Below are 5223 nucleotides of genomic sequence, written 5' to 3' on the forward strand. Positions count from 1 at the left end.
CCGCCGGGTGGTGCGCGGTACTCGTCTTCAGTCCCGCCACGCGCCACCCGGCAACCTGGCCGAAGGCCGCGCGATCATAGGTCTCTCCGCGCGGCCGGAGGCCCGAGGCTCTCTCGTCACAAAGGCCATTTCCTCGTCACCTCCCTCATCACCGTCCACGTGCGGGAAGTACACATGAATGATTTTCGACATACCAGGACGTATTGTGACGAATACGATCGTAACGGGTATTGTCGCACCAGGGAACACCGCACGATCCAGCCTTATGCGATCCAGCCTCGCGCAACACGACCTTGCACCAGGCCGTGCCGTAACAACCAGCGCCATAACAACCAACGTGGTTTCGAAAGCCCCGCCGGCCCGCGGAGGCGGCCATGAGCGCGTGGCTGCAGGCCGCGACCGTCCTTGCGGTGCTCGCAGCCGTCCACATGCCGCTCGGCAACCTCACCGCGCTGCTCGCCGTCCACGTAACCCGCAGCGACGGTCTTATCAGCGCATCCGCGGCGGCGCTGCAACAGCAACGTGAGCTGGTCGAAAGCCTCGGCGGCAGCACCACCACGTCATCGGGCAGCACATCCCACATACGCTGCTGGAGTTCGCCCGTGGGAAGAACGCCAGCCAGCTCGCGCTGGGGGCGAGCCGGCGCACGTGGCTCGGCACCATCCTCGGCGGCCGAGACGTCACCGCCGAGGTGACCCGTGCATCCGGACAGATCGACGTCCACATCGTCCCGCACGATCAAGCGGGTAAAGGTTACTACCGGTTGCCCGAACTCGCCGGCGGCCTCACCCCCCGGCGTCGGATTGCCGGGGCGATCCTCGCCGCCGTGGCCCTGCCAGCCCTCACCATCGGGCTCTCGCGGCTGCGGGGCGACCTTGACCTTGCCAGCTGCCTGCTGCTCTACCTCACGGTGGTCGTCGGCATCGCCGTCGTCGGCGGTCTCTACCCGTCCGTGTTCGCTGCGATCTCGGCAAGCCTGCTCGCCGGCTGGGTCTTCACCGAACCGTTGCACACGCTGTACATGAGCAACCCTGCGAACGTCCTCGCCATCATCGTGTTCGTCCTGGTCGCCGCCACCGTCAGTGTGATCGTGGACATCGCCGCGCGCCGCACCCGGGAGGCCGCCCGCGCCAAGGCCGAAGCCCACACCCTGGCCACCCTGTCCGGTAGCCTCGTCGCCGGCCAGGACGCACTGTCCGCCGTGCTCGATCGGATCAGTGAGACATTCGGGATGGTCTCCGTCACCCTCCTCGAACGCCGCACCATGGGCGTCACCCGGGCTACCGACACCTGGACGGTCGGTGTCAGCGGCCCTGACCCATGCCTGCTGCCGGAGGATGCCGACACGGCGGTTCCCATCCGCCCCGACCTTCACCTGGCCCTGCGAGGGCGGGTTCTGCCCGGCGCCGACCGTGGCGTGCTCACCGCCTTCGCAGCCCAGGCCGCGGTCGCGCTTGATCGCCATCGGCTGGCCGTCCAGGCCGCGCAAGCCGCCGAACTGGCCGAGGCCGACCGCGCCCGTACGGCTCTGCTGAGCGCCGTCAGCCACGAGCTGCGCAGTCCGCTGGCGTCGGCGAAGACCGCCGTCTCCAGCCTGCGCGCCTCCGACGTCTTCTGGACCCGACACGACCAGACCGAGCTGCTGGCCACCGCCGACGAAAGCCTCGACCGACTGACCCGCCTGGTCGAGAACCTCCTCGACATGAGCCGCCTGCAGGCCGGCGCACTGCACGTGTCGACGCAGCCCGTCGTTCTGGGCGAACTCGTCCCGCTCGCCCTGGACCAGCTCGGCCCGGCCGGGCACAGCGTCGACATCCGGATATCCCAGACGCTCCCCGAGGTCAGCGCCGACCCGCACCTACTCGAACGGATCATCGCCAACCTGGCGGCCAACGCCATCCGCCACGCCCCCGCCGACCAGCCACCCGTCATCACCGCCAGCGCACTGGGCAACCGGGTCGAACTGCGTGTGATCGACCGCGGTCCCGGTATCCCCGAGACGGACCACGAACGCGTCTTCGCCCCGTTCCAGCGTCTCGGTGACCGTGACAACATCACCGGAGTCGGCCTCGGCCTGTCCCGCGGCCTCAGCGAAGCCATGGAAGGGAAACTCGCCCCTGAGGAAACCCCCGGCGGAGGCGTCACCATGGTCCTGTCGCTGCCCGCCGCACCCACCGACGCGGGCGTTGCGGAGGTCGAAGCGTGACCCGCATCCTGATCGTCGACGACGAACTGCAGATCCTGCGGGCACTGCGGATCACCCTGCACGCCCGGGGATATGACGTCATCACCGCGTCCACGGGACGCCAGGCACTCGCCACGGCCGCCACCGAACAACCCGACATCATCCTGCTCGACCTCGGCCTGCCCGACATCGATGGAACCGACGTCATCCACGCCCTGCGCGACCGGACCGTCATACCGATCATCGTGCTGTCCGGCCGCGCCGGCAGTGACGACAAGGTCGGCGCGCTCGACGCAGGCGCCGACGACTACGTCACCAAGCCCTTCCGCGTCGACGAACTCCTCGCCCGGCTCCGGGCGGTCGCCCGACGCACCCCGGCCACAACCGACCCGCCCACCGCAACGATCGGCGACTACACGATCGATCTCGCTGCCCGGCGGATCATCCGTAACCCCGCCATCCCCGCGGACACTGCCAGCCCCTCGGACACCGCCGGCTCCGCCCCCGTCCGGCTCACTCCCACCGAATGGCACCTGCTCGACGTCCTGCTCCGCAACCCGGAAAAGCTGCTCACCTACCGTCAGCTTCTCCCCCGGACCGGCGGTCCCTCGCCCAAGGAGCAAAGCCACTACCTACGCGAGTACATGGGACGGTTGCGCCGCAAACTCGAGCCGAACCCGGCGCACCCCCGCCACTTCATCACCGAACCCGGCATGGGTTACCGCTACCAGCCCTGACCAGCTCAGCCATGGGACCCGTCCTGCCACAGCCAAGCGCCCGAGAAATCGGCTGGAAATAAGAAAGCCTGCCACGTGGAGCCGGGCGGTCAGCCGTTCTGTACATCCATGTACGTCTGCGTACACTATCGTCATGACTTCGATGACCGTCAGCGAGGCACGGGCCAACCTCCCCGAGCTGCTCACCCGCGTGGACAACGGCGAGGAGATCACAATCACCCGGCATGGCCGCCCAGCAGCCGTGCTCATCCGCCCCGATGCACTGCGTGCCCGTCGGGCGCACGCCGCGCTGGCCGATGCCGAACGCATCCACGAACTGCTCCAGACCGCGCGAGCCACGCCGCTACCGACATCGGGTGGCTTGAGCGTGACCCGCGCCGAGGAACTGATCCGCGAAATCAGAACCGGCCGTGAGAACCGATAGTGGATGCCTTCGACGCCGACGTACTCATCTACGCGGCCACCACGGACCACCCACTCGGCCGTCGGGTGGCCGCACTGTTCCCGGTCGCACCCCCAAGCGACAACGACCCCCCGGTCGGCGTCGGCTCGCTCCTGTTGCTGCCGGAGGTGCTCGCCAAACCAGTGCGTGACAGCAACACCGACGAAGTGCGAATACTCGTGGGTCTGCTGGCACGTCTTGAGCTGCGCCCGCTCGACCAGACAACCGCCGAGCTCGCGGTGGCGCTGTCCAGCCGGTACCGGCTGCGGGCGGCTGACGCCAGCCACCTGGCTACCGCGGTCGCGGTGGGCGCGGACCGGTTCATCACCAACAACCAACGTGACTTCCCGACGACGATCAGGGAGATCCGCATCACCTACCCTGCCGACCTTCCCTACACCGCCTGAACCGCCGTTCTCACGGGGATATGGGTGGAACCAGTGCTATCGCAGCGGTTTCCACCTACGCCTTCGGTCAGGAGGGCGAGGTCACCGGAAAACCGAGATCGACGGCGGCAGCGGTCAGCCTCCTGATCGTAGGTGACGAAAGTCGGTCAGTTCGCCCGGAACGGGTCCGCACCGGCCAGGTGGATGGCCTCAAGCGAGCCCAACCGTGGAACGCGGTAGGAGATGGCGCGGGCGAGCACGGTACTGGTGACGCCCACGAGGTACACGCCCCGGAGGGCCTGGGCCGTGAAGTAGGGCACCCGTTGGTGGTCGGCGCCCGCACGCAACAGGGTACGAGTGATCTCCAACTGGGTCAGTCCGCTGGTGACCAGCTTGGTCCCCTCCGCAAGCAGCACACGGCAACCGCTGTGACTCAGCCGTCGGCGACCACGGCGGGAACCGGCTGCTGGACGGACCACGCGGCGGGCAGGGACAGGACCATGGTGAGCCCACCGCCGGGAGTGTCGTCGGTGACGAGAGAGCCGCCCATGGCCTCGGCCAGACCCCGGGAGAGGGCGAGCCCGAGCCCGACGCCGGTGGTGTTGTCCCGGTCGCCGAGGCGCTGGAACGGCTGGAAGACCCGGTCACGGTTCTCCGCCGGGATGCCGGGCCCACGGTCGATGACACGCAGCTCGACCCGGTCGTCCAAAGCGCTCGCGGTGATGACGGGATGGGTTCCCTCCGGGGAGTGCCGCAGGGCGTTGGACGCGAGGTTGACCACGATCCGCTCCAGGAGCGTGGGGTCGGCGTAGATGTCGGGCAGGCCGTCCGGCACCTGGATCTCCACCGTCCGTCCGGGTGGCCCGAGCTCGTCGAGGGCGTGCGGGACGACGTCGTCGAGGCCGGTCTGGCGGGGGAAAACGCTGAGCACACCGGCCTGCAGCCGGCTCATGTCCAGCAGGTTGTCGACGAGCCGGGTGAGCCGGTCCATGGATTCGTCGGCCGTGGCGAGCAACTCCGCCTGTTCGGTCGGCGTCCAGATGACGTCACGACTGCGCAGGCTGGCGATGGCGGCTTTGGCCGAGGCCAGTGGTGAGCGCAGATCGTGACTGACCGCGGCCAGCAGGGCGGTACGGACCCGGTCGGCTTCGGCCAGCGGCCCGGCTTCGGCGGCCGCTTCGGCAAGCCGACGCTGCTCAAAGGCGAGCGCGGCCTGCGCGGCGAAAGCGGCGAGTATCCGACGGTCCGCGGCGGGCAGTGGGCGTCCACGTAACACCATCGCGAGGTTGTCCCCGACCGGCACGTCCACGTCGCCGTCCTCGGGCCGCGCGCACGGGTCGATACCCACGCTGTGGACGGCACGCCAGCCACGGCCACCCAACCGAGCCGGTCGGTTGCCCTCCGACGCCACGTCTACCTCCGCGGCGCCTGCCCCTCCGGGGCCCGCTGCCCCCCTGGTGCCCGCCTTCGCCC

General features: G+C 69.0%; 7 protein-coding genes. 5 read left to right on the top strand and 2 right to left on the bottom strand.

Annotated features, from left to right (window positions below; translation table 11 throughout):
• The first annotated feature begins 374 nt into the window (after positions 1-374).
• The 5 genes from CV1CTNOD_RS16065 to CV1CTNOD_RS16085 all read left to right on the top strand — a co-directional run bounded on the left by CV1CTNOD_RS16065 (position 375) and on the right by CV1CTNOD_RS16085 (position 3771).
• The gene (locus CV1CTNOD_RS16065) at positions 375-695 is read left to right on the top strand and encodes a hypothetical protein (protein WP_131786875.1); all 321 of its coding nucleotides are present in this window, start codon (positions 375-377) and stop codon (positions 693-695) included.
• The gene (locus tag CV1CTNOD_RS16070) at positions 692-2206 is read left to right on the top strand and encodes a sensor histidine kinase (protein WP_131786876.1); all 1515 of its coding nucleotides are present in this window, start codon (positions 692-694) and stop codon (positions 2204-2206) included. Before CV1CTNOD_RS16065 ends, CV1CTNOD_RS16070 begins: the two co-directional genes overlap by 4 nt.
• The gene (locus CV1CTNOD_RS16075; protein ID WP_131786877.1) at positions 2203-2922 is read left to right on the top strand and encodes a response regulator; all 720 of its coding nucleotides are present in this window, start codon (positions 2203-2205) and stop codon (positions 2920-2922) included. The genes CV1CTNOD_RS16070 and CV1CTNOD_RS16075 overlap by 4 nt, the downstream gene beginning before the upstream one ends.
• Before the next feature lie 133 nt (positions 2923-3055).
• The gene (locus tag CV1CTNOD_RS16080; protein ID WP_131767731.1) at positions 3056-3346 is read left to right on the top strand and encodes a type II toxin-antitoxin system Phd/YefM family antitoxin; all 291 of its coding nucleotides are present in this window, start codon (positions 3056-3058) and stop codon (positions 3344-3346) included.
• A complete protein-coding gene (locus CV1CTNOD_RS16085; RefSeq protein ID WP_165485553.1) occupies positions 3346-3771 on the top strand; it encodes a type II toxin-antitoxin system VapC family toxin in 426 nt (141 codons plus the stop codon). Before CV1CTNOD_RS16080 ends, CV1CTNOD_RS16085 begins: the two co-directional genes overlap by 1 nt.
• Positions 3772-3917: 146 nt before the next feature.
• Here the strand turns inward: CV1CTNOD_RS16085 and CV1CTNOD_RS16090 are convergent, their stop codons facing one another.
• Entirely contained in the window at positions 3918-4166 is a 249-nt protein-coding gene (locus CV1CTNOD_RS16090; protein ID WP_207386484.1) for a hypothetical protein, read from the bottom strand.
• 17 nt (positions 4167-4183) lie between these two features.
• Positions 4184-5223 (bottom strand): sensor histidine kinase (locus tag CV1CTNOD_RS16095; RefSeq protein WP_242606747.1); only part of this gene is annotated, 1040 nt, incomplete at its 5' end.

It is taken from the genome of Protofrankia symbiont of Coriaria ruscifolia (assembly GCF_900634745.1).
Lineage (GTDB): Bacteria > Actinomycetota > Actinomycetes > Frankiales > Frankiaceae > Protofrankia > Protofrankia californiensis.

Excerpts from the sequence above, each read along its gene's own strand:
- CV1CTNOD_RS16065 (WP_131786875.1), top strand. The coding sequence starts at position 375 with ATGAGCGCGTGGCTGCAGGCCGCGACCGTCCTTGCGGTGCTCGCAGCC.
- CV1CTNOD_RS16080 (WP_131767731.1), top strand. The coding sequence starts at position 3,056 with ATGACTTCGATGACCGTCAGCGAGGCACGGGCCAACCTCCCCGAGCTG.